Origin of the sequence: Leisingera sp. UBA4491 (assembly GCF_002388965.1) — a bacterium.
GTDB classification, from domain to species: Bacteria; Pseudomonadota; Alphaproteobacteria; order Rhodobacterales; family Rhodobacteraceae; genus Leisingera; species Leisingera aquaemixtae.
The window spans coordinates 212,214-233,141 of record NZ_DGNN01000009.1 but is presented as its reverse complement, the minus strand read 5'-3'; the positions used below and the strand labels follow the sequence as shown (position 1 = coordinate 233,141).

At 63.1% G+C, this 20,928-nt stretch carries 17 protein-coding genes and 1 pseudogene; 8 read left to right on the top strand and 10 right to left on the bottom strand.

The genetic code is table 11. The features are described from left to right. Window positions 1-3: 3 nt before the first annotated feature. Window positions 4-1,152 (bottom strand): efflux RND transporter periplasmic adaptor subunit, encoded by a 1,149-nt coding sequence (locus B2P87_RS04130; protein WP_141889567.1) that lies wholly within the window; start codon window positions 1,150-1,152, stop codon window positions 4-6. A 104-nt stretch (window positions 1,153-1,256) separates the two neighbouring features. Here B2P87_RS04130 and B2P87_RS04125 point away from each other — a divergent pair, with 104 nt between their 5' ends. Beyond that, the gene (locus B2P87_RS04125) at window positions 1,257-1,871 is read left to right on the top strand and encodes a TetR/AcrR family transcriptional regulator (protein WP_141889568.1); all 615 of its coding nucleotides are present in this window, start codon (window positions 1,257-1,259) and stop codon (window positions 1,869-1,871) included. 924 nt (window positions 1,872-2,795) lie between these two features. On the opposite strand, the gene B2P87_RS04120 is transcribed toward B2P87_RS04125, so the two are convergent. The 6 genes from B2P87_RS04120 to B2P87_RS04095 form a co-directional block, all read right to left on the bottom strand. Continuing rightward, complete coding sequence (locus B2P87_RS04120) at window positions 2,796-3,470, bottom strand: ankyrin repeat domain-containing protein (protein WP_141889569.1); 675 nt, start codon at window positions 3,468-3,470, stop codon at window positions 2,796-2,798. A 76-nt stretch (window positions 3,471-3,546) separates the two neighbouring features. Continuing rightward, on the bottom strand, window positions 3,547-4,026 hold the full coding sequence (locus B2P87_RS04115) for a GlcG/HbpS family heme-binding protein (protein ID WP_141889570.1): 480 nt from the start codon (window positions 4,024-4,026) through the stop codon (window positions 3,547-3,549). Window positions 4,027-4,116: 90 nt separating this feature from the next. Continuing rightward, a complete protein-coding gene (locus B2P87_RS04110) occupies window positions 4,117-4,725 on the bottom strand; it encodes a response regulator transcription factor (protein ID WP_141889571.1) in 609 nt (202 codons plus the stop codon). Beyond that, the gene (locus B2P87_RS04105) at window positions 4,722-6,182 is read right to left on the bottom strand and encodes a sensor histidine kinase (RefSeq protein WP_141889572.1); all 1,461 of its coding nucleotides are present in this window, start codon (window positions 6,180-6,182) and stop codon (window positions 4,722-4,724) included. Before B2P87_RS04105 ends, B2P87_RS04110 begins: the two co-directional genes overlap by 4 nt. 383 nt (window positions 6,183-6,565) lie before the next feature. Continuing rightward, a complete protein-coding gene (locus B2P87_RS04100; RefSeq protein WP_286851978.1) occupies window positions 6,566-6,706 on the bottom strand; it encodes a hypothetical protein in 141 nt (46 codons plus the stop codon). A 61-nt stretch (window positions 6,707-6,767) separates the two neighbouring features. Next, complete coding sequence (locus B2P87_RS04095) at window positions 6,768-7,241, bottom strand: FCD domain-containing protein (RefSeq protein WP_244940774.1); 474 nt, start codon at window positions 7,239-7,241, stop codon at window positions 6,768-6,770. A gap of 27 nt (window positions 7,242-7,268) precedes the next feature. Between B2P87_RS04095 and B2P87_RS04090 the strand changes: the two genes are divergently transcribed. Next, on the top strand, window positions 7,269-10,682 hold the full coding sequence (locus B2P87_RS04090) for a chemotaxis protein CheB (protein ID WP_141889574.1): 3,414 nt from the start codon (window positions 7,269-7,271) through the stop codon (window positions 10,680-10,682). Between the two features lie 412 nt (window positions 10,683-11,094). On the opposite strand, the gene B2P87_RS04085 is transcribed toward B2P87_RS04090, so the two are convergent. From B2P87_RS04085 to B2P87_RS04075, 3 genes are all read right to left on the bottom strand, one after another. Continuing rightward, the gene (locus B2P87_RS04085; protein WP_141889575.1) at window positions 11,095-11,844 is read right to left on the bottom strand and encodes a hypothetical protein; all 750 of its coding nucleotides are present in this window, start codon (window positions 11,842-11,844) and stop codon (window positions 11,095-11,097) included. Beyond that, window positions 11,841-13,151, bottom strand: a complete 1,311-nt coding sequence (locus B2P87_RS04080; RefSeq protein ID WP_141889576.1) for a hypothetical protein — start codon at window positions 13,149-13,151, stop codon at window positions 11,841-11,843. Before B2P87_RS04080 ends, B2P87_RS04085 begins: the two co-directional genes overlap by 4 nt. A gap of 88 nt (window positions 13,152-13,239) precedes the next feature. Beyond that, window positions 13,240-13,641 carry a hypothetical protein gene (locus B2P87_RS04075; protein WP_141889577.1) on the bottom strand — a complete coding sequence of 134 codons (402 nt, stop codon included), beginning with the start codon at window positions 13,639-13,641 and terminating at the stop codon, window positions 13,240-13,242. 189 nt (window positions 13,642-13,830) lie between these two features. Between B2P87_RS04075 and B2P87_RS04070 the strand changes: the two genes are divergently transcribed. The 6 genes and pseudogenes from B2P87_RS04070 to B2P87_RS04045 all read left to right on the top strand — a co-directional run bounded on the left by B2P87_RS04070 (window position 13,831) and on the right by B2P87_RS04045 (window position 20,826). Further along, complete coding sequence (locus B2P87_RS04070; RefSeq protein ID WP_058284578.1) at window positions 13,831-14,139, top strand: hypothetical protein; 309 nt, start codon at window positions 13,831-13,833, stop codon at window positions 14,137-14,139. A 463-nt stretch (window positions 14,140-14,602) separates the two neighbouring features. After that, window positions 14,603-15,979 (top strand): annotated as a pseudogene (locus tag B2P87_RS04065) (NAD-dependent succinate-semialdehyde dehydrogenase). Then, a complete protein-coding gene (locus B2P87_RS04060; RefSeq protein WP_141889578.1) occupies window positions 15,976-16,590 on the top strand; it encodes a glutathione S-transferase family protein in 615 nt (204 codons plus the stop codon). The pseudogene B2P87_RS04065 and the gene B2P87_RS04060 overlap by 4 nt, the downstream one beginning before the upstream one ends. Window positions 16,591-16,616: 26 nt before the next feature. Continuing rightward, window positions 16,617-17,213, top strand: coding sequence for an SDR family oxidoreductase (locus B2P87_RS04055; RefSeq protein WP_141892024.1), 597 nt, complete (start codon window positions 16,617-16,619; stop codon window positions 17,211-17,213). Window positions 17,214-18,114: 901 nt separating this feature from the next. Continuing rightward, window positions 18,115-18,891 carry a transporter substrate-binding domain-containing protein gene (locus tag B2P87_RS04050; protein WP_141889579.1) on the top strand — a complete coding sequence of 259 codons (777 nt, stop codon included), beginning with the start codon at window positions 18,115-18,117 and terminating at the stop codon, window positions 18,889-18,891. Between the two features lie 204 nt (window positions 18,892-19,095). Beyond that, entirely contained in the window at window positions 19,096-20,826 is a 1,731-nt protein-coding gene (locus tag B2P87_RS04045) for a methyl-accepting chemotaxis protein (RefSeq protein WP_286851972.1), read from the top strand. Window positions 20,827-20,928 lie beyond the last annotated feature (102 nt).

Sequence of the window (20,928 nt, the reverse complement as noted above, 5' to 3'; positions counted from 1 at the left end):
GGATCAGCCTTCCACCGGTTTCGGGCTGACGCGCTGGCCGGGCAGGAAGGAAGCCAGCGGCGTTTGGGCCACTTGCCAGGGGCCTGAGCCTTCGGGTGCGGCAATGGTGATGTTTCCCTGGTGCCGGAACAGCACCTTGGGCGTGATGCGCTGCAGCAGGCCGCTGCTGTCCACCAGCCAGATATGCCCGGCCCGGGACAGGGTGCCTTCTGGCAGGGTGAGAGTGCGGGAGAGCTTGCGGCCGCGGAAGGCGATACGCAGGAAATCTCCCGCCAGAACCGCCGGCGGCGGGTCGGTCACGTCCAGGAAGATGCGCAGCTGGCGGGTTTTCGGATCCAGGAACCCGCCGCCCTGGCGGATCCGGGCCTGGCCGAGGAGCTGGCCGCCGCGGTGGTAGAGATCCGCAGTTTGGCCGGTGACGGGCTGTTCCAGCAGCTTCCAGTCTTCCTGGCTCAGCTCAGCAGTGATTTCGAACCGGAGGTCTCCGGACAGCTGCAGCAGGGGATCGCCGGTGTTCACAGTCTGGCCCAGGCTGGCGAGTCGGCGGGTGACAAAGCCGGAGAACGGCGCCGCCACATCACAATCCGCCAGCTCGCGCTGCGCGGTCTGCAGCTGTGCGCCGGCGGCGGCCACGTTGCGTTCGGCGATCCGCAGCTGCGGCAGGTGAAGCGCAAGATCATTGGGCGGGCTGGCACCGTCGCGGGCGAACTGCCGCCGGGCGAGGGTCACCTTGTTGCGGGCCTGAAGCAACGAGAGCCTGGCCTGTTCCAGCGTCAGCTCTGCCGCGGCGACAGCGGTTTCATATCGGGTCTTTTCGATGGAGAACAGCGGCGTGCCCTTGGCGGCCCTGGCGCCGGCCAGCGCGCCGTCATGCACCGCAAGGATCCGCCCGGACACGGCTGAGCGCAGCTCTGCGTCCCAGCGCGGACGCAGTTCGGCGTAGGCGGACACGACCGCCCGGGCCGGGCCGGGCGCGATCGCAAGGACCGAAACAGCCGGGGCAGGCGGCGGGGCTGCCATGCGTTGCACATCAGCGGTGTCCTCGGTTTCATAGAGCAGCAGAACCACTGCTGCCAGCACCGCAAACGACAGGACCAGCCACAGCCATTGCCTGCTTCGCCGTGCCGGTCTCCTGGTTGTTCCGTTCGCCATACGCAGCCCCTTCCTGCCCTAGCCAGAATCACGCAGCCCCTTGCGGCGCGCTGCTGTCTGGCATATACAGTGAACGATCGTTCGTTCAAGGAGTGTTGCGGAAAATGTCCGCTGGAGAAGACAAGGCTGCATCGAAACGCGAGAGGGCAATTGCGCAGCGCCGGGCGCAAATCCTGGAGGCGGCGCTGGAGTGCTTTCTGGAGAACGGCTACCACCAGACCGGGGTGCGGGATATTGCGAAGAAGGCCGGGGTGAGCCTGGGCAACCTCTACAATCATTTCCCGGGCAAGCATGACGTGCTGGCGGAGATTGCGGCGCTTGAGCGGCTGGAGCTGGCGCCGTTCCTGAAGATCCTGAACCGGTCCACATCCGCGCCGAAGGTTCTGGATAAGTTTCTGGCCGCCTATGCCAAATACTTGGCGGATCCGGACACCGTGATCCTGACATTGGAGATTTCCGGCGAGGCCATCCGCAAGCCGGATATCGCGGCAATGTTCATGGATAACCGTGAGCAGTTGGTTGCTGCGCTCACGGCGGTTCTGGAACGCGGCATCGCCGAAGGCGACCTGCGCCGGCTGCCCGTTCCACGGGAGACGGCGCAGCTGATTATCGAGGTGGCGGAGGGCTGCGCCTACCGCTGTGTGCTGAGTAATGTTTCGATGCGCAAGGCGATGAAGGGGCTGAGGGACTTTGTTTCATCGGCAGTACTCGCTTTTTGAGCTTCAGCATGTCCATGTTCGCCTTTCGCATTTTCAAAGGGCGTCCCTGAGTGCCGCAGAGGAGCAGGCTGCTACACCTCAGTTTTGAAAATGCTGGGCGGCCCGCAAGGTCCGGTTTGACGGGCTGCACTGCCGCAAGGTCCGGGTCAGCTCAACGCCTGCTGTGGGCCGGCATTACTTCGGCCAATGGCGGCTTAGCGCGCTTGTTGTCCGTTCATTTCTCGCGCAGCATTCAGTGGTTTGGGTTCTGAGCCGCCCAATGCCGGTGCGGCGTGATCAAGGTTGAGGGCGGTTTGGAGCCTGCCGTTCGTCCCGCAGATAATGTACCTGAGACTCTGCGGCTTGATTCGATGCGCTGACATTGGCGCTTCCATAGCCAGCGTTCGGTCAAAACACCGCAAAAGCGGGCGGAGAGCCCAACTTGTACCTTCGGCTTTCACGCTGCGAGCGCTCACAGCATGGAAAATGCGGCAAATGCGAAAATTTGGGCGCTGCCATTCAGCGGCGAAATTTGCCGTTCATGCCGAGTGCAAAAAATTCGGAAAAAAATTCACATGGCGCGGGACGAAGCTGCCCGTCGCGGCACGATCCTGAATGCCGGTTATCGCCGCAAAGCATCGGCCACGATAGTGAGGTCTGCCGGGGGCCGGCACTCCGTGAGGCAGTGAAATACTGGATCGCGGAACAGAAGCCTGCCTTGGCCGATTGCCGTCGACAGTCGCCTCTCAAGGGTTTTGAAGGCGGTCACAAGCCAAGATCATGGTGCGGCGTGCAGATCACTATTTTGCTGCACAACGGTGCAGGAGGGACAATACACAAGACTGTGTCTCGCCGCCGGTCGCGGCGGTGCGGGCGTTGACGCGGCAGGATGCGGGTATTGCCAACAACCAGCGGATTGAAGCACCTGCCGCTGTTTCGCACGGGTCAATTATGGTCGCCCAGCAGCGACAATATCTCAAAGTATTGACGGTCTTCTGCATGGTCACGCGGAGTGGCACCGTCACGGTCTCCGATTGTTTGATCAGCGCCCGCCGCGACCAAAAGCCCGACCACAGCCTGATGATCCGGGCCACCGTCGCCCAGGATCACCGCCTCGATCAGCGCGGTCCAGCCGAGGTTGTTGACATGATCGAGCGGCGCCCCGGCGTTGATTAGACGGCGCACCACCTCGACATGGCCCAGATGCGCGGCGGCTATAAGTGCGGTGCCGTCATAGGGGCTGGTCGTCAGGCCGGGGTGGTTGCCCAGTTCGATGGCCAGCGACATCAATTCGGGGTCGTTGGCCACAGCGGCGATGGTGACCACGTCATAGGCCTGGCCTTCGAGCGCGTTGAGATCGGCCCCGGATTTTGCCAAGGCGCGCTGGGCGGCGTCCTGCGAGGCGAAGGCAGCCACGTGGGCGGGGGTGCGGCCACGCCGGTCGCGCACGTTGAGATCGGCCCCGGCAGCGGCGAGGCGGTCAATCCCGGCGACATCGCCGGTCTGGGCTGCGCGGTGCAGCCCGTCGTAAGCAGCAATTTCCGCGGCCGAGGGCGCGGTTTGGGCCAAGGCAGGCGGCGCTAGGGCCAGAATGGCGGGAAACAGGAGGAATTTGAGCATTTCATGTCTCCGATGTGGTTAGGCAGCCCGCCGCGATGACCGGCTGCCCGACGGGATGACCGGCTGCCCGACGGGATTATTCTGCGCCGATGGCATCAAGCCCGGCGCGGGCGCAGGCCTCGTCCAAGTGGCCTCCGGGGGCGCCGCCGACCCCGAGGCCGCCGACCAGCGCGCCGCCAATCCTGATCGGCAGGCCGCCGCCTTGGATCACCATGCGGCGGTCCATGTAGCGCAGGCCGTCATGTTGCGGGTTTTCACCGATGAAATTGGCCAGACCGGCGGTGTCGCGGCCCATCGAGGCCGAGGTGAAAGCCTTGCCCTGGGCGCTGCCTACGGTGTGCGGTCCGGAATTGTCGGCCTTCAAATGCACCTTGGTTGCGCCGTCACGGGCGACGATGGCGACGCTGACATTGTAGCCGTCAGCAGCACAGGCCCCAAGCGCGGCCTGGGCGGCCTTGGTGGCCATGTCGAGCGGCAGATAGGCGGCAGTGGGAAGCTCTTGCGCGGCCAGGCTGGCGGGGGCCAGAAGGGAGGCGAGGATCAGTTTGCGGATCATGGCATGTCTCCTTGTCAAAATCGATTAAGAGAGACTAAGGCGCGAAGGGCCGGCGCGGTATTCGTAGACCTTGCAAGCATCTCCGTAGTTCTACGGGCTGTCGCGGCCTTCGAGCCATAAACGGGTCAGTTCGGCCTGCGAAGTGGTGCCCAGCTTGGCCCCGATCGCGGCACGGTGGCTTTCGATGGTGCGCGGCGACAGGCCGAGGCCTTCAGCGATCTGTTTCGATGTGAAGCCCTCGGCGATGCGGTCAAGCACCTGTGCCTCGCGCGGGGTGAGCGATTGCAAGAGGCTGCGCGCCTCGGCCTTTTCGGCCTCCGCCAGCAGGCGCCGTTCCAGGATTTCACTGACTTTCTGAATGGCGTCGATCAGATCCTGCTCATCGATAGGTTTCGACAGAAAATCGACTGCACCGTTGCGAAAAGCCTGCCGGCAGGCTTCGATATCGCCGTGGCCAGAGATGACGACAGTTGGCCAGTCGATGTTCCGTTCTATCAACTTCTCCTGAAGTTTCAGACCTGAGATCAGCGGCATACGAATGTCGAGGATCAAGCAGCCCGGAGCAAGCCCGTCGAGCCGCGCCAGAAAGGCCTGAGGATTGGCGAAGGGCGCTACGTTCAAGCCGACGGTCGACAGCAGCAGGGTCAGTGCATCGCGCACTGCCTCGTCATCGTCGACCAGATAAACCGGATGTGTCATTGCGCGGCCTCCGCAATGGGAGCCGTCAGCGGCAAGTTAATCCGGAAGACCGCACCGGGGTTTCCGCCGGCATAGGAAATCGTGCCGCCCGCGCGTTCGATCAGGCGCTGGCTAAGCGCCAGCCCCAACCCGGTGCCCTCGGCGCGCGTTGTCATGAAGGGCATGAACAGTCGGGGCTCCATACTGGCCGCGACGCCGGGGCCGTTGTCGGCAATATCGAGGGTGGCAGTATCACCGCTGCTGCGCAGCGTGATCTTGACGCGTGCCTGGGGCGTACCCTCAAGCGCCTCGAGCGCATTACGCAAGACGTTGTGGATCACCTGTTCGATTTCCACCTGATCCACTGTCACCGTCACTGGGTGGTTTGTTGGGGCGGCCTGGAGGGTGACACCCCGGCGGTGCGCCTCGGCCGACAATAGAGCGCGGACATTGGCGATTGCGTCGCGCAGGTCAATCGGTTCGGTGCCGGCGCGCTGCGGGCGCGACCAGTTGCGCAGCCGGTCCAGGATCGTTGAGGCGCGCCGGGCTTGGGCGACGGCGCCATCAAGGACCGAGGCCACGGCATCGCTGTCGCCTCGCGCCAACAGGCGCTTGCCGGCCTGGGCCTGCGCCAGGATCGCGGTCAGGGGTTGGGTCAGTTCATGCGCCATTCCACTGGCCATTTCTCCCATCGCGTTGACCCGCGCGGCATGGCTGAGCTGGGCTTCCATCCGGCTGAGGCTGGCCTGTTGTTCGGCCTCGCGCACCCGGCTGCGTTGCCGGGAAGCAGCGGTGACTGCAGCATAGAGAAGCCCGGTCAGCAACAGTACAAGCGCGACCTGCGCTGGCGGAAGGAGATCGGCCGGACGCGTCCGCATTGCAGTTTCCAAAAGCAGGGGTTGCGAGCCGCTCCCAAGCGATTTTGCGAACCGCACCGCGCTCATACCCGAGGATTGGACCAGCACCGTGCCATCGGGCAGAGACACCCGGAAGCTGGCCTTGTCTTGCGCCCAAAACGCGGCGTTGCTGCCGAACAGTTGGGCGGCATCGACGCTGAGCGCCAGAGCATAGAGTGCCTGATCCGAGTTCGGGCTGCGTTTGATCAACAAGTAATGCTGCGTTTTCTCCGGGTGCGGCAACATCACCGGGACACCGGTGGAGCGCGTGGCGGCAGCGCGGATTTGTGCGGCGGTGCTGGCCGAAATGGCCGTCGCACCTACGATGTCCCGAGCGGGATCCAACGGCACAAGCTGCACGTCGCCGATCCGCGGATAGAACCGTGAAATTGTTGCTGCGACGTCGAGGAAAAGATCGTTGCGCTGTCCCGCGCCGGCTACGGCAATGGCCGACAAAGCCGTCAGGTGGGCATCGTGTTGACCAGCCCGTTGCGAGGCAAGCTGTTGAAGTGTGGCACTTTCGCTGTCGAGCCGGGCGGAATGCAGCCAAAATTGGACCGCCGCGAGGCCTGCCAGCCCCATAACCCCCGCCATCAGAGTGGGTAGAGCCCGCCGCGTTGCCTTGCTCCCGAAGAGTGATATCATCCGCGTTGCGCTCATTGTGCAAGGCTAACATGGAGTGCTTGAACTCCAAGTCCAAAAGCTCATACCAGGATGCCGACAGCTTCTGAGCACCGTCGGCGGTCACTGCGGCATCTCTGCCTCAACGCGAGGATTTAGCCCGCGGCAACCGTGGGAAAATTTCTGGATTACCCCGTTGCCGTCCTCGACCAGAGCAAATGACAACTCTGCCACTTTGCAAAACCATCTAGTCCGGCGGTGCCGGTGCAACCCACCCGCGATCAATGACGTCAAAGTGCGCCAAGCCGCGGTTCAAGCTTAGTGCGGCATCGGGAAAATAGGGCTCAAAGCGGCGTTACGGTGCCGCAGCGATAACCATCGCCGCCGCGCACCGAGATCGGCAATTCTCCAGACCTTTGCGGCTTCCGGCGGGCCATTTTGCAAATACGCAGGTTTCCCGAACTTTCAAACGGATCGTGTGCCATTCAACTTCTGGCAACGTGCATTCCGACGAGGGGCGGCGGTAAATCACTCAGAGCCCCTTTGTCAGCTGCGGCTTCTAGCGCCGATGATCGCAACGCGCAGCAATCCGAAATTGCAAACGGACGTCCAAATAGCTGCTTTGATGGCGGAATACCGATTGCACCTGACACCCCACCAGCGCAGGGTCTGCTCGCAGTGGTGCCGGATGGCATCGGCCACGGCCTCCGTATCGCGGTTTTTCAGGGCCTCTAAGAGGGCAAGGTGCTCTTCCATGGCAGAGGCGATCCGGTCGGGAACGAACGGGCGTGAATTCTGGATTACGGCAATGCGCATCCGGTTGGCGTCATAGGCCGCCGCCAGTAGCGAATTGCCAAGGCCGTCCGCCAGAAATTCGTGCAGCGACAGATCTGTCTCGATGGCCTGCGGCGGACACGATGGGCGGCGAAGCTGATAAAACGGTGAAAAGCAAAACAAATTATTCGATTGATTACGTAAACGGGAAGCTTTGGCTTGAGCGCCGCCTGAATTCAGTGGCACACTGCCGCCGGAACTTGGGGAAACGCGATGGCAAATGACGAGACTTCAGCGCCGCCGGTGATCGGCGTCGGCGCTTCGGCAGGCGGGCTGGAAGCGATACGGGAAATGCTTTCCGCGGCGGGGCCGGACACGGGGCTTGCCTTCGTCATCGTTCAGCATCTCGATCCGAATCACGAAAGCATGATGGCCGAGCTTTTGGGCCGGCAGACGCCGCTGCCTGTGAAGCAGGTTTCCGGCGGAGAGCGGGTGGATGCCAACCACGTTTACGTGATCCCGCCCGGCCGGGGGCTCGCCATAATGGATGGCTGCTTGCGCCTGCACGAGTTTAAGGAACCGCGGGGGCTGCGGCGGCCGATCGACGATTTTTTTGCCTCTCTGGCCCGCGACCAGGAACACAACGCTGCCTGTGTGATCCTGTCGGGCACCGGGGCCGACGGCACCAGCGGGCTGCGCGCAATCAAGGAACACGGCGGCCTCTGTGTCGCGCAGGAGCCAGATACTGCAGGCTATGACGGCATGCCGGTGTCGGCAATCGGCACCGGGCTGGTGGATTTTGTGCGCGATCCCGGCAGCATCGTCGCCTGCCTGCGCACGTTTTTCGATCGCAGCAGTGCCCGGGAAGAGCGCGAGAAGGCGGCCGAGGTGGTTGCCGATCACGTCGACGAAATGTGCGCGAGTCTGCGAAAGACGGTGGGGCATGATTTCTCGGGCTACAAGAAATCTACGCTTGTACGCCGGATTGAGCGGCGCATGCAGGTGCTTGGGATCACTCAGCCTTCGGCCTATCTGGAGCGCATCGGCGACGACGCCGATGAATGCGAAGCGCTGTTTCGGGACCTGCTGATCAACGTTACCCGGTTTTTCCGGGATCCGGAGATGTTCGAGGAACTGAACCGGCGCGTCATTCTGCCGATGGTGGAGCGGGCCACCGCCGAGGACGAGATCCGTGTCTGGGTGCCGGGCTGTTCCAGCGGCGAAGAAGCCTATTCCATCGCGGTGCTGTTTGCCGATGCGCTGGCCTCGCGGATACCGCGGCCGCTGGTGCAGATCTTTGCCACCGACATCGACGAAAGCATGCTGTCGCTGGCGCGCGAGGGGCGCTATCCAGTCTCGGCACTGGCCGACATTCCCGAACGGCTGCGCGAGCATTTTACCATCGGCAAGGACGGGATCTTTCAGATGGCGCCGAAGGTGCGCGACCTGATCCGGTTCTCCTCGCACAGCTTGGTGAAGGATCCGCCGTTTTCCAAGCTGGACCTGATCTCCTGCCGCAACCTGCTCATCTATATGGGCGACCGGCTGCAGCAGCAGGTGTTTCCGATCTTCCACTATGCGCTGAACCCGGGCGGGCACCTGTTTCTGGGCCCCTCCGAAAGCATCGGCCGTCACGAGGAACTGTTTTCGGTTACAGACCAGAAGTCCCGCATCTATAAGCGGCTGGAAGGGCGGCCGTTCTACCCGTTCAATCTGCCAGCCAGCGTCGCACCCGCAAAAAAGCGCAGCTTCGAACTTCCGCGCTATGGCGAATCCTCGCGTCTGAGCTGGGAAGAGAGCGTGTCGGTCCGCCGCTTGGTGGAGCATTACACGCCTGCCTCGATGGTCGTTGATACCGATGGCGGCGTGATCAAAACCTACGGCAGGCTGGCGAAGTATTTCGAGTATCCCAGCCCGGGCCGGGATATCACCTTTGCCGTGTCGCTGGCCCGTCCCGGTCTGCGCGACGTGCTGCCGCAAATGATCCGGCAGGCAGCGACGGGGAAGAAGCGGGTGGTGGCCCGGGATGTGACTGTGCAAGCGGAGTTCGGCCAGCAGGTCGCCGATGTGGTGGCCGATCCGCTGCCGGACGGAAACGTGCTTTTGGTGTTTCGTGATGCTGCCCCGTTCGAGCCAGGCGCTGCAGACGACATGCTGGAGCTGGGACCGGCCGACAGCGAGCTGCAGGTGCTGCAGGACGAGCTGCGCCTGACCAGGCACCGGCTGCGCGGCACGGTCGAGGAGCTGGAGACCGCCAACGAAGAGCTGAAGAGCTCGAACGAAGAAATGATGTCGATGAACGAGGAGCTGCAGTCGACAAACGAGGAATTGACCACAGTCAACGATGAGCTGAAGACCAAGGTCGACCAGCTGACCGTGGCGAACTCGGATCTGCGCAACTTTTTTGAATCGACCCGCCTGGCGGTGGTGGTGCTGGACCGGAACTTGCAGATCCGCAGCTTTACCGAGGCAGCAAAATCCGTCTTCCCGCTCAAGGACAATGACCGGGGCCGGCCGCTGACCGAGGTGGCGAGCCTGCTGGAAAACGCCCAGCATATTGAGGACGCCCGCACCGTGCTGATGGGCGATACCGTGCCTGCGCGCACGGTTGCCTCGGCCGATGGTGAGCGGCAATGGGCGCTGCGGGTGCTGCCCTACCGGCTGCAGGATGGCACCATTGATGGCGCCACGGTCGTATTCAACGACATCACCGAGGCGCTGCGCATGCAGCAGGATCTTGATCTGGAGCGTGAGCGTCTGCAGCTGGCGGTAGAGGTCGCCCAGCTTGGCGTCTGGGAATACCACGCCGAAAGCGGGGAAACCTTCCTGGACGAGCGCGAACTCGCGCTGTTCGGTGTCAGTGGGGGCGGGGACACCAGCATTGATACGCTGATGGAGCTTATCCTTGATGAGGACCGACCCGGGGTGGAAGCCTCGCTGCGCCGCGCGATCGCCGGAGACGAGGACTTCTCGGCGGCGTTCCGGATCCGCCTGCCGGATGGCAGCGTGAGGCATCTGCGGGGGCTGGGACGTCTCGTCGATGCCGCAAGCCCGGTCCGCATGATCGGCGTGAGCTTTGATGTAAGTCCCGAGGCACGGCTGGCCGAACAGCGGGAGCTGCTGATCCGGGAGATGAACCACCGGGTGAAAAACCTGTTCGCAATAATCGGCGGTTTTGTCAGCGGCGCTGCGCGCACCGCCAATTCGCCGGCGGAGCTGGCCCGTGACGTCCGGGCCCGGATCGAGGCGCTTGGCCGCTCCCACAGCCTGACACAGAGTCAAAACGGGACCGGCGGTGTGCAGTTGAAAGATCTTATCGAATGCGCGGTCCGGCCGCATGCCGGCAATGCCCGCACCGCACTGTCCGGCCCAGACATTGTGATTGACATCGAACAGCTCACCCCGCTGGCGCTTCTGTTCCACGAATGGACCACGAACAGTGCCAAATACGGTGCCTTCCGTCCCGAGGGCGGCCGGGTCGATGTGACGTGGGAAAAAGTGCCGGGCAATGCGCTGGAAATCGCCTGGAAGGAAGAAACGGAAGCGCAGCGAAAGGACAACCCGTCAAACGGCACCGGCTTCGGCAATCTGTTGGTGAAACATTCTGTCCGGCAGTTAGAGGGCAGGATTTCTGAGGCGCATACTCAGTCGAGCTGGCACAGCACTCTGACCATACCTCTCCCTTAGCCGAATGGGCCGGCACCGGGGTTCCGCGGTGCCGAGGCGGCGTTTGCGGTTCGAGGCGGTGGTGCGGCTGGAGGGTGCCAAGGCGCCTGCTAGAACCGTCAGCGCAGGGCAGGCCCGCCGCCGCAAGCTGCGTGGCCTGACGCGCACTGGCCTGAAATGCCTCTGCCTTTTCCGCTGGCATCCGCGAGGGTAGGCTTTGCTGCGCGCCTCTCAATTCTGGCGCAAAATCCACAAGGAACCAGGCAAGCGGTTAGAGGCTGCCATACGCGAGCTTCGCTGTGTTTTAAAGGCGCCAAGTCTTGCTTCCTTACGCCGCATATCCGGCAATGAGGCTGCCGAATGACCAGGGCTGCCCTCCATTGCGGACAGTTCGGTCCCGCCGCGCTGGCTCACCTGCGCGCCGTGGCAGCGGTCAGTCCGTTACCACGTTCCACTCCGCCAGCTCTTCGGCGGTCAGGATATAGATCTCGTCGGCGGGCGTGGCCATCGCCGGGCCCATAATCCGCAGGTCTATGCCCATGGTGTCCAGGTGCTCCAGCACACGGGCCTGGCCGCGCTGGATATCCTCGACCGCCAGGAAGGCGGGCAGGATGTCGGATTCCCCGAACCGGTGCTGATGAACGCCGAGACGCGCATTGTCCGCAACCCGCCGCCCGGTTCCGCCGGCAAAGATGTAAGGGCAGGCCGACAGGCAGACCGCCGCCTCCGCCAGGCGCGTCTCCGCGCCGGCCTCGCGGACCGCCCGGCCAATCTCCAGCGCGTCGGCGACACTGCCGCCGGAGCTATCGAGAAGGACTGTGCCAGGCTTCAGCCGCCGCAGGTCCGCAACGATCCGCTCGCCGTCACCGGGCGAAATTGCGCCCCTCAGCAGCAGTGCCTGCCTGCCGTCCAGCGTGGTTTCTTCAGCCACCAGACGGCGCGGCATGTCGCGGTCGATACTGGGGCCAGGATTGGCGGGCCGGTCCGGCCGGTAATGCCGGGTCTGATCACCGGGCCGGGTGGGCTGGTCCAGCTCCGGCACCGATACCGGCGACAGCATCCGCGGCAGTGCCGGCCCGAGGTCAAGCGCCACAAGCATGACCGCCAGACCGATCTGGCAGCCCAGCAGCCAGCGGAACGGCGCCCCCGGACTGCGCCCGATAATCCTGCCGCCCCAGGTCATTCAACCGCTCTGGGTCCGGGGCGCGGCCCGGCAGCGCCGGGAGAACCGCTGCCGTCCTCCGCTTCGCTGGCGGTCTCCTCATCCTCCGGATCCCAAGCCGCGCCGGGGGCCGCGGCCTCAACCTCGCGCAGCGCCAGCACAGCGGCGCGCAGTTCGGCCACGGTCATCGAATCCTCGGGTTCCGCCGGGTCACGCCCGGCACGGACGGCGCCCTGCGCCACCGCAACAATCAGAACCAGAACCGCCGGCAGCAGGTCGATGGCAATGGCTCCGGCCCAGGAGGGGGCGAAATTCCCCGCGTAGCGGATCACCGCATCGGCCTTGGAGATTGGCGTGTAGACAACTTCGGCAGCGGGCTCCAGCGCCAGAACCTCCGCCGCCGCGGCCTGCAAAGTCTCGGCCCGTTGCGCCAGGAGTTGCAGCAGCGAGGTGATGGTTGCCTGCTGAGCGGCCTGGCCGCCCGCATCCCCCGCGTCCAGACGCGGCAGGACAACGGATTCCGCCAGATCCCGCGCCGCACGGTCCACCATTGGCGCAACCGACAGCTGCCGCAGCTCTGCGATGATGCCTGCCAGGCGCACGGATTCTTCGGAGAACTCGACGCCGCGGGCGGTAACAGGCCCCGGTGCGACTGTCAGCGCGCGCATCCGGCTGAGGATCGCATTGCCTTCGGCAAAGGCCGCGGCGACCGGCGCCTCCTGCTTTGCGATCAGCCCCTCTAGGGCCGCCAGCTCATCGGATTTCTGCATCAGAACCCGGAACACGGCGCCGCGCCCAGCCAGGCCGGACAGGCCGCCGCCTGCTTCCTGCTGCGACAGGTCCTCGAACCCTTGCCGCGCCCTGCCGACGTCCAGGCGCAGGGCCTGGCCCTGCAGCGCAAACGCATTCGCGCGCTCCAGCGAGGTTTGGTATTCCTGGACCGTGCGCGCCAGATGCTGCTCCACAGCCGCCGACCCGGCCAAGGCGGCAGCGTTCAGCCAAGACGACATCGCAACGATCGCGGCCGACCCCAGCGCCATTGACAGAAACAGCCACATCCGCGCCGCCGCTGTCCGCATTGCCGGCAGCAGCCGCAACAGGTACGACCAGAATACATAGATCCCGGTCGACACCGCGGCGCTGTAGGATACGGCCGCAAACAGCGACAGAGCGCCATCGTCATCCAGCAGCCCGCGCACGCCGAGATAAGTGTAGATGCCAGAGGCCACCGCAAGCACACCCAGCGCTGCCGAGGTGAAGCTGTCCAGCCACTGCAAATGCCCTTCGACTTCGCGCGCGTGGCGAAGGCCCTTGATATCACGTTTCATATTGGCACCTCCCCTCAGAACATGTTCCCTGCGGCGGGGAAAACAAGGCGGCGGCTGCCAAGTCTCCTCCAGCGGCTGCCGCGGCTGCCTATGGCACTGCCGCCATCCCGGCCGGATTGCTGGCAGGGACAGCCGGCTGCCGGGCTGGTTCTTCCAGCTTGACCGCGGCCACCGGGGTGAAACCCGCCCGGAAGACTTCCACCCAGACCTGCGAAGGCCTCAGCCCGATTGGGCCAAGGGCCAAGCTGGCCTCTATGGCATAGATCTCTATCAGGCCTCCAAGGCCGTTTTCATCCGGGTCTGCGGTGTCCCACGGGGTCACCGGGCCAAAGCTATGCGTCCGCAGCATCCAATGGCGCTGGATTGCCTCGGAGCCGCGGATTTCGTCAACCGCCTCCGGCAGGCTGCTGCCGCAAAAGCCGAAAGGGGAAGTGTCTAAAACGCGCCATTCGTGAAGCTCACGAAGGTAGTGAAAAAGGAGATGCCGCACGTGTGCCCCGGAAATGTTTGATGTTTCTGATTTTTCAGGATGAACGCGGAACCGGCGGGTTCGTTCCCGCCCGCGCAGGATAATTCGGAAATACTTCGCACAGCGCCGGCGGGGGCGGGAACGGATGCGCCCCCGCCGGCGTTGTTCCCGTAACGCCGGTGCCGCCGGCCATGGCTGAGGAGCCCGCTCATGTTCTTGCATCTTCCCGCACAGATCCGGTTTGCCGCCAGCGTTGCGCGCATGGCGTTCGAAGCGCAAATCATCATTTCCATCCGCACCCTGGGCATGATGGGCGTTGTCCCCGCAGCGCCGGCTGAAAACAGGCGGATGGTCCTGGAAAAAGTGAAAGCGTTTCAATCCAGCACCCAGGCGGCCGCGCAACTGGCGGCGGCTGGCAAGCCGATGGAGGCTGTCATGACCGGGGCGATGGCCCCTTACCGCCGTGCCACCGCTTCCAACTACAAGCGCCTGACCCGGCCGCCCAAAAGCAGCCGCTGACTTTAAGGCGGCAGCACTCGACGTAAACGCGGACTGCCCGAAGTGGGCGGCCGGAAGCTCCCTGTTCACTGCTTGGGTGCGCAGAACCAAGGGAATTGCGATGCTACCGGCGCATAACTCCTTCACGGTTATCTCCAGTTTCGGCTTTGCCGCCCGGTTTGCCGCTGTTACCTTGAGGAAAGGCTATAAACCGCTCCTTCACCGCGGTCCGCCAAGCGGAAGGGGGTGTCCGGCCATTGGGACCTCAATTCCAGAGCTAATTTCTGAAACGGAAGCGCAGACCAGGCCTGGCGGAACAAGGTGAGGTCCGAACCTGGCTTACGGAGTGGCGGCGATGCGGTGTTCATCGTGCCGGGGGTGAATTGGGTGCCTGTTGGGGGCTGCGAGCCTCAACTGACGTTGCGGAAGACGGAACCCCTCTCGAAGCCCGCGGGTTGTTTTAGTGATCACCGAAGGAGCCATCATGCCGACGATCACCACGAGGAATCCCGCAACTGGCGAAACGCTGGAAACCTATCCGCTCATGACAGAGCAAGAGGCCATCCGGAAGCTGGAGGCCGCGCAGGAAGCGTTTCTTGAGTGGAGAAAGCTGTCCCATGCTGAGCGGGCGCCTTATCTAACCAAGATCGCGGAGAAGCTTCGCGCCAGCGCTGATGAGCTGTCGGCGCTGATGACGCGCGAGACCGGCAAATTGTTGAAAGACGGAAAGCGTGAGGTTGAGATCTGCGCGGCAATCTTAGACTACACTGCCAAACACGGTCCCGATGTCCTGGCCGACGAAGAGCGGACCCACGGAACCGGCGGCGCGCGGGGCATCGTCAGTTACCAGCCGATTGGCGTGATCTACTCTATCCAGCCGTGGAACTTTCCGCTGTATCAGCCGGTTCGCGTGCTCGCTGCAAACCTGATGGCGGGCAATGCCTGCGTGCTGAAACATGCGAGCATTTGCACCGGCTCGGGCTTGCGGCTGGGTGAGCTGTGCATCGAAGCAGGCCTGCCGGAGGACCTGTTCCAGGTCGTCCTGATCGACCACGGCACCAGCGATAAGCTCATCGCGCACCCTCTTGTGCGTGGTGTGACACTGACCGGAAGTGACGGCGCCGGCCGCCATGTCGGCAGTGTGGCCTCGAAGGCGCTGAAGAAGACGGTACTGGAACTGGGCTCGAATGACGCTTACCTCGTGCTGGAGGACGCCGAGATCGAAACAGCGGTCAAATACTCGGTCATCGGGCGGCTCTACAACAACGGCGAAACCTGTGTGTCAGCCAAACGGTTCATCGTTGCGGACAAGGTCTATGACGCGTTCGTGTCGGCCTTTGTCGATCAGATGAAAGCCGCCAAAATGGGCGATCCGACGGACGAGGACACTCAGCTTGGCCCGCTGTCAAGCGACGCCCAGTTCGAAACCGTGAAGGAACAGGTGGACGAAAGCGTGGCCAAGGGGGCGAAGGCACTGTGCGGCGGTAAAGCGCCCGACCGTGCCGGCGAGTTCTATCCTGCAACGGTGCTGGCGGACGTGGCCCCCGGCATGCCTGCCTATGATGACGAGATTTTCGGCCCCGTGGCCGCCGTGATCCGGGCCAAGGATGACGAAGACGCGATGCGCATTGCCAATGACAGCCGGTACGGCCTCGGCGGCGGGATCTTCTCTCAAAACGAAGAGCGTGCGCTGCGGTTGGCCCGCGACCATTTCGACACCGGGATGATCCGCATCAACTCTTTCGGAGCAGCCGATCCAAACATGCCCTTCGGCGGGGTTAAAGATTCAGGCTAAGGGCGCGAACACGGCGGCTTTGGCATGAAGGAATTTGTCAACGTGAAAGCGATCTACCTGCCATGATTACACTCCATGCACTGCAATACTCTCGCGCCACCCGCGTCCTCTGGCTGCTGGCAGACTTGGGACAGCCCTGTAACCGGATCGACTATGACCGAACCGAGGCCTTCCGCGCCCCCGAAACGCTGTCCAAGGTTCACCCTTTGGGCAAATCTCCGGTGATTGAGGACAACGGCGAGATGATCGCTGAGTCTTCCACGATCCTGCGATATCTCGCGGCCAAGTATGACGATGACACCCACACACCGCCGCGCGGCACGCCGGAGTTCTGGCGGCACGAGGCGCTCTTCGACTACGTCGAAGCTTCGCTGGCCGAGGTAGCCTTGCAGGCGATCCTGCCCGCGTTTCGCGGCCAACCGGTGCCGGACGATGCGAAAACCGCACTCGACACCCACCTCGACTATGTCGCGAAGGCCATCGGCGAAGGACCTATGCTGTTCGGCGGCAAGGCGATGCTCGCGGACATTCAGTTTTCCTACATCGTCGCGCTTTTGGCGCGGTTCGGCCTGCTGGCGGGCCACCCCAAAGTCGCCGCCTACTGGGACGCCCTGCAACAGCAGCCGGGCTATATCGCCGCAACGCGATCTGCGGGGCCGATGGCGCCGCCCGCTTGACCTGACAAAAAGGACTTCTCATGCCCATGAACATCATTATCGCCGGTGCAACCGGAAAAACCGGCCGGATCCTGACCCAAGACCTGCTGGACCGAGGCCACAGCCTGACCGCGCTTGTGCGGGAAGGTTCGGACACCAGCTGCCTGCCAGAAGGCACCAAGCTGCGGCATGGCGATTTGACCGACCTGCAACCGGGGGTGTGCGACGGCGCGGATGTGGTGATCTTTGCCGCAGGTTCCGGCGGCGCGACCGGGCCGGAAATGACGGAGAAGGTGGATCGCGACGGCGCGATGCGGCTGATCGATCTCGCAAAGGACGCCGGTGCCGGCCGCTTCGTCATGCTCAGTTCCATCGGCGCGGACCAGTCAGACCCGACGGGTGATCTGGCGCATTACCTGAAAGCCAAGCACGCCGCCGATGAGCACCTCAAGAACTCCGGCCTGACCTACGCGATCTTGCGGCCCGTATCGCTGACAGACAGCGGTCGCAGCGCCGATGTCGTCCTTGGCGGCCAGGTCGACAAGTCTGCAAAGGCAAGCCGCGCCGATGTGGCAGCAGTGCTGGCAGAGGCCGCCACAACCGGCGGGTTGGACGGTCAGGCGCTAGACATGCAATCGGCCTGAGCGACAGATTGCCCCGGCGATGCTGTCGCCGGGGGCACCGTGCTTTCATTTGCAGAAAGTTCTTACACCGCCTAAACGAAACCACTTGCCGAGCATTCACTTTGGAAGGTTACCTTCATTTGCAAGGCGACCGGTGGAGCAGCCTGGATGATCTCGTCTTAGCTCTAACGTGAGGGCGGTTGCATTGGCGCCGCGCGCCAAATTCGGGACCTGAGCTTGCTTTCTGTCCGCTCGCAGAGAAGGCGCGCTTCCCGCTTTGACTGCGGCTGAAGGCCTGCCTGACCGGTGGCCAGGCATGGGGCTGTGCCGGGTTGCCTGCCGACTTCTTGGGCACTCCCGATAGCCGCTCAGATCCTCCGCGACGTGCCCCGCAGGGTTGTGCCGCAGGGCAGCTCCGAGCCTGGCTGTCGCCCCGGGGTGGCGGGTTTGGCGTGAGAGATCTCCACGGGGCCTGCGTGCTGCTAGGCGGAAAAGCTGCAGCCTGCGGCACCGAATAATGCGTCCAGGCGCCGGCTCCCGAGTCAATTCCCCGGGATATTTCCCGGCGCGCGATGGATTCCTGATTAAAACGCGCATTCAGGCCAATTTGCCGGCCGGATAAGTAGGCCAGCCCCTTTACGCCCTCTGACCGGGCACCTTTTGCCAAGTGACGTCGCGTACGCCAGCTGACCGCAGCCTTGCAAGAATTCTAAGAAAACACTTCTCCCGGAGATCGGCCTCGGAAACATCAAGTCTCTGTAAAGTCATAGAAGCATTGGATAATCCAGGCCTGGTGGAAGCGCTCCCAATGCGTCCCCGCCCGGCAGCGGGACGCAAAAACTCCGTCAAGCTCCGCAATAAGCAACAATTAAGATTCGCCATCTAGCGTGCATGGATCACCACTTGCAGGAGCAGACAATAAATGAAGACCCGTATAGCAGCGCTTCTCTGCGCAGCTGCAGCCCTCATGTCAGAACACGCCAGCGCCGCCGAGGTTGAAGTCCTCGTTGGCGATCTGCCGCCAATGGTCAACAAGGATGGCTCTGGCCGGGAGGCGGAGATCATCGCAACCACTCTGGAGCGTTGCGGCCACACTGCCAAGTTCACCATACAACCATTCACGCGCCACTGGCAGTCGTTCGAGTCCGGAAAAGGGGACGCGGTCGCCACCGTGCCGGTCGGCATGCCGACCGCAGGCACGCAGACTGAACCCTACGTCTCCTATCAGAACGGGATTTCGTTCCTCAAGTCCTCGGGTGCGCAGGTGAGCACGCTTGGAGACCTGAACGGCATGAAGATTGTCGCTTTTGAAGGCGCTGCCAGCATTATTCCCGGGCTTTCGGACGCGACCGGCGGCTTCAAATCCTACCGCGAGATGGCCGATCAGGAAACACAGAGCAAGCTGCTGTACGGCAAGCGCGTGGATGGCATTGTCGGCGATGGCATGCTGTTTGCCGAATTCGCCCGGCACTTGCAGGAAGCCGGTGCCGCGTCGGGGGTGGATGCCAGCCAGCCGATCGAATTCCGTGCAATCTTTGAACCGACCCCCTACGGCATGAGTTTCCGCGACCCCGCCATGGCCGAGGGATTCAGCCGCTGCTTTGCCGAGCTCGAAGAAGAAGGCAAAATCGCTGAGATCAATACCCGTTGGACCGACAAATACCGCAACGCGCTGTCGGACAACTACATGTCCTACTGACCCCGGTTTGAACACACAGCGCCAGAGGGCCGTGGCGATGCCGGCAGCGGGCAGCCTGCAAAAGCAGGCTGCACCAAGCCAGCCCGCCACTGCCTGATACCGCCTTTGGCACCGGGCCAGGACCGGTGCCGAAGACAGCACAGGATTGTGCTTATTCACTAAGCGGAGTGTCAAATGAGACGCTTGAAGAAACAGATTTTTGCGATGTCCATCAAAAAGCGGCTGCTGCTGCCGATCATCGCATGCATCTTCCTTTCGAATGCAGCTTACACAGTGTTCTGGGCGTCGAAACACTCCAGTGCGCTGCTTGAAGCCTTTGAAAGTGAAGTCAACTTGGCGCAGACTTTCATGGCGCCGCCGGTGGCGGCTGCGGTTTGGGATTTCAACAGCGACGCGGCGCTTGGAGCGGTTCAAGGGGTGACAGAGATGCAGGATGCGCTGTTTGCCCAGGTTCTGGTGGACGGCGAAGCATTCGCCGAGATTTTTGTGGATGAAAGCCAGCGCGAAAACTGGACTGCCGCGGTCCCCGAACTGCTGGCAGCGGCCGATGGCCCAACGAGCCTTCAAGCGGGCGCGCTTGCCTACGTCACCTTTCCGGTGCTGCATCCCGAAGGAGGGCAGGTCGCGCAAATGGTGCTGGGGTTCAATAATGGCCGGGTGCAGGCGACGATCCAGCAGCTTTACCTGCAGTCGGCTGTCATCAGTCTTGCGGTCTGCCTGATCGTCGGCCTTATCGTGTTCTTCTCGGCGGCCTCGGTCACCAAACCGCTGCACCGGATCATCAATCGAATTACAGCGCTGCGGGAGGGCGATACCGTCAGCCCGGTGCCAGAGGAGGGCCGCAGCGACGAACTGGGGCACCTGGCCGGCGCTGTCGGCCAGTTCATCGAAGCGATGCGGGCCAATGCAGAGCTTGAAGAGCGGTCGCGCCGCGCTGCGGAGGAGCAGGCGGGTGTGGTGCAGGAACTGGCTGCCGGTTTGAACAATCTGGCCAAGGGATTGCTCTCGCACCGTATCACCCGGGAGATGAGCGGCGAATACACAACGCTTCGCGCGGACTTCAACCAGACGGCTGAATCGCTGGACGGGCTGATCGGGCGGGTGTTGCACACCATCACCGAGATCGAAGAGCAAACCAATCGCATGGCTCAAGGGTCCGACGACCTGTCGCGCCGCACGGAAACGCAGGCGGCGACCCTGGAACAGACAGCCGCGGCGCTGGACCAGATCACCACCAACGTGCGCGACGCCACAGAGCAGACGGGCTCGGTCGAGCACACGGTATCGGACACCCGCGCGGAAGCCTTGCGCTGCGGCGAGATCGTCCAGCGGGCGGTCGAGGCGATGCGCGAAATCGACGCCTCTGCGGCCAAGATATCCGAAATCAACGGCGTGATCGAAGGCATCTCTTTCCAGACGAACCTGCTGGCGCTGAATGCCGGTGTTGAGGCGGCAAGAGCCGGTGAGGCGGGCCGCGGCTTTGCGGTTGTCGCCTCGGAAGTCCGCGCCCTCGCTCAGGCTTCATCCAATTCCGCCAGCGAAATCAAAGGCCTGATCGACGCCAGTTCGGAGAAAGTGAAGGTGGGCGTGGGACTGGTCGACGAAGCGGGTCAAGCAATTACCCTGATCATCGACAAAATCCAGAGAGTGTCAGAACTGGCGGTTCAAATTGCGGTGTCCTCCCGTGACCAGGCTGCAACCATCAGCGAAATCAATTCGGGAGTGACTGAGCTGGATCGCGTCACCCAGGAAAATGCCAGCATGGTTGAGAGATCCAGCGAGCAAGGGCAGATGCTGAAGCAGGCTGCAGCCGAACTTGCGGAACTCGTGGCAAGTTTCAAGCCGTCGCAGGAAACCCCCGCCGGATCGCTGCAGAGCGCTGCAACGGGGGCGTGGGAGCCTCAGGCATTAAATGAGAGGCGCTTGGCAGGTTAGACCCGGCAGCTGAATTTGGAATAGCGGGGCCGTTGCGCCCCGCTCGGCTGTCTGCGGTACCGTGACATCCAGACAGTGACGTGAGCCACGATGTGCACGCGG

Coding starts and splice junctions, on each gene's coding strand:
- B2P87_RS04060 (WP_141889578.1), top strand. CDS start 15,976: ATGATTACACTCCATGCACTGCAATACTCTCGCGCCACCCGCGTCCTC.
- B2P87_RS04125 (WP_141889568.1), top strand. CDS start 1,257: ATGTCCGCTGGAGAAGACAAGGCTGCATCGAAACGCGAGAGGGCAATT.
- B2P87_RS04090 (WP_141889574.1), top strand. CDS start 7,269: ATGGCAAATGACGAGACTTCAGCGCCGCCGGTGATCGGCGTCGGCGCT.
- B2P87_RS04050 (WP_141889579.1), top strand. CDS start 18,115: ATGAAGACCCGTATAGCAGCGCTTCTCTGCGCAGCTGCAGCCCTCATG.
- B2P87_RS04110 (WP_141889571.1), bottom strand. CDS start 4,725: ATGACACATCCGGTTTATCTGGTCGACGATGACGAGGCAGTGCGCGAT.
- B2P87_RS04100 (WP_286851978.1), bottom strand. CDS start 6,706: ATGGCACACGATCCGTTTGAAAGTTCGGGAAACCTGCGTATTTGCAAA.
- B2P87_RS04055 (WP_141892024.1), top strand. CDS start 16,617: ATGAACATCATTATCGCCGGTGCAACCGGAAAAACCGGCCGGATCCTG.
- B2P87_RS04080 (WP_141889576.1), bottom strand. CDS start 13,151: ATGAAACGTGATATCAAGGGCCTTCGCCACGCGCGCGAAGTCGAAGGG.
- B2P87_RS04115 (WP_141889570.1), bottom strand. CDS start 4,026: ATGATCCGCAAACTGATCCTCGCCTCCCTTCTGGCCCCCGCCAGCCTG.
- B2P87_RS04045 (WP_286851972.1), top strand. CDS start 19,096: ATGTCCATCAAAAAGCGGCTGCTGCTGCCGATCATCGCATGCATCTTC.
- B2P87_RS04120 (WP_141889569.1), bottom strand. CDS start 3,470: ATGCTCAAATTCCTCCTGTTTCCCGCCATTCTGGCCCTAGCGCCGCCT.
- B2P87_RS04105 (WP_141889572.1), bottom strand. CDS start 6,182: ATGGGGCTGGCAGGCCTCGCGGCGGTCCAATTTTGGCTGCATTCCGCC.
- B2P87_RS04130 (WP_141889567.1), bottom strand. CDS start 1,152: ATGGCGAACGGAACAACCAGGAGACCGGCACGGCGAAGCAGGCAATGG.
- B2P87_RS04085 (WP_141889575.1), bottom strand. CDS start 11,844: ATGACCTGGGGCGGCAGGATTATCGGGCGCAGTCCGGGGGCGCCGTTC.
- B2P87_RS04070 (WP_058284578.1), top strand. CDS start 13,831: ATGTTCTTGCATCTTCCCGCACAGATCCGGTTTGCCGCCAGCGTTGCG.